This window comes from Neptuniibacter sp. 2_MG-2023, from assembly GCF_030547495.1.
Classification (GTDB): Bacteria; Pseudomonadota; Gammaproteobacteria; order Pseudomonadales; family Balneatricaceae; genus Neptuniibacter.
Genome location: NZ_JAUOQC010000027.1, coordinates 1 through 2,315, shown reverse-complemented (window position 1 = coordinate 2,315; position 2,315 = coordinate 1). Strand labels below are relative to the sequence as shown.

The window sequence follows — 2,315 nt, the reverse complement described above, 5'->3', positions numbered from 1 at the left end:
TTCAATTTCACTGAGTCTCGGGTGGAGACAGTGTGGCCATCGTTACGCCATTCGTGCAGGTCGGAACTTACCCGACAAGGAATTTCGCTACCTTAGGACCGTTATAGTTACGGCCGCCGTTTACCGGGGCTTCGATCAAGAGCTTCGCACAAGTGCTAACCCCATCAATTAACCTTCCGGCACCGGGCAGGCGTCACACCCTATACGTCCTCTTTCGAGTTTGCAGAGTGCTATGTTTTTAATAAACAGTCGCAGCCACCTGGTATCTTCGACCGGCCTCAGCTTAGGGAGCAAGTCCCATCACCAAAACCGGCGCACCTTCTCCCGAAGTTACGGTGCCATTTTGCCTAGTTCCTTCACCCGAGTTTTCTCATACGCCTTAGTATTCTCTACCTGACCACCTGTGTCGGTTTGGGGTACGGTTAGTCATAACCTGAAGCTTAGAGGTTTTTCCTGGAAGCATGGCATCAACTACTTCATTCCATATAGGAACTCGTCATCGGTTCTCAGCCTAATAAGAACCCGGATTTACCTAAGTTCTTAGCCTACTACCTTAAACGCGGACAACCAACGCCGCGCTAGTCTAGCCTTCTCCGTCACCCCATCGCAGTTATGAGCAGTACTGGAATATTAACCAGTTTCCCATCGGATACGCTCTTCAGCCTCTCCTTAGGGGCCGACTCACCCTGCCTCGAATAGCGTTGGACAGGAACCCTTGGTCTTCCGGCGGGGAGGGTTTTCACCTCCCTTATCGTTACTCATGTCAGCATTCGCACTTCTGATATGTCCACGATGCCTTACGGCTTTCGCTTCAACCACTTACAGAACGCTCCTCTACCATGCACAAAGTGCATCCGTAGCTTCGGTGTTATGCTTAGCCCCGTTATATCTTCCGCGCGGGCCGACTCGACTAGTGAGCTATTACGCTTTCTTTAAAGGGTGGCTGCTTCTAAGCCAACCTCCTAGCTGTCTAAGCCTTCCCACATCGTTTCCCACTTAGCATAAACTTTGGGACCTTAGCTGACGGTCTGGGTTGTTTCCCTTTCCACGACGGACGTTAGCACCCGCCGTGTGTCTCCCGTGATTGAACTCATGGGTATTCGGAGTTTGCATCGGGTTGGTAAGTCGGGATGACCCCCTAGCCGAAACAGTGCTCTACCCCCCATGGTTAGACACGAGGCACTACCTAAATAGTTTTCGAGGAGAACCAGCTATCTCCGAGTTTGATTAGCCTTTCACTCCTATCCACAAGTCATCCGCTGGCTTTTCAACGACAGTCGGTTCGGTCCTCCAATGCATGTTACTGCATCTTCAACCTGCCCATGGATAGATCACTCGGTTTCGGGTCTACTCCTAGCGACTGGACGCCCTATTAAGACTCGGTTTCCCTACGGCTCCGCAATTGCTTAACCTTGCCACTAAAAGTAAGTCGCTGACCCATTATACAAAAGGTACGCAGTCACCGTCCTAAAACGGCTCCCACTGCTTGTACGTACACGGTTTCAGGATCTATTTCACTCCCCTCACAGGGGTTCTTTTCGCCTTTCCCTCACGGTACTGGTTCACTATCGGTCAGTCAGGAGTATTTAGCCTTGGAGGATGGTCCCCCCATGTTCAGACAGGATATCACGTGTCCCGTCCTACTCGATTTCACAATAAATAAGCTTTTGAATACGGGGCTATCACCCACTATGGCCGCACTTTCCAGAGCGTTCTTCTAACTACATTATTGCTTAAGGGCTAATCCCCGTTCGCTCGCCGCTACTTAGGGAATCTCGGTTGATTTCTTTTCCTCCGGGTACTTAGATGTTTCAGTTCCCCGGGTTCGCCTCTAATACGCTATGTATTCACGTAAAAGATACCTATAAATAGGTGGGTTTCCCCATTCGGAAATGTCCGGATCAAAGCTTGTTTACCAGCTCCCCGAACCTTATCGCAGGTTACAACGTCCTTCATCGCCTCTGACTGCCAAGGCATCCACCGTGCACGCTTAGTCACTTGACCATATAACCCGAAGGCGTCTGGAATCATAGTAACTGATTAGTACAGTAACGATAGATTTCGCCGAATTGGCGCTTGTATGAAAAATACAAGTCAATCTAAATCAATGAATCTAAATCCAAATTGTTAAAGAGCGTTTAAAGCAAAAAAGCTTTAAAAGATAAGTCATTTAGTAAACAATCTTCACTAATTGAGCTATGTTTTAAAACTCTTAATCCTTAGACCGAAGAGTTATGGTGGAGCTATGCGGGATCGAACCGCAGACCTCCTGCGTGCAAAGCAGGCGCTCTCCCAGCTGAGCTATAGCCCCATGT

General features: G+C 49.1%; 1 tRNA gene and 1 rRNA gene. Both read right to left on the bottom strand.

From position 1 onward, the window contains the following. Positions 1-2,004 (bottom strand): 23S ribosomal RNA (locus Q4486_RS15720); the annotation flags it as partial. A 231-nt stretch (positions 2,005-2,235) separates the two neighbouring features. Beyond that, a tRNA-Ala gene (locus Q4486_RS15715) sits at positions 2,236-2,311 on the bottom strand. Between the last annotated feature and the right edge of the window lie 4 nt (positions 2,312-2,315).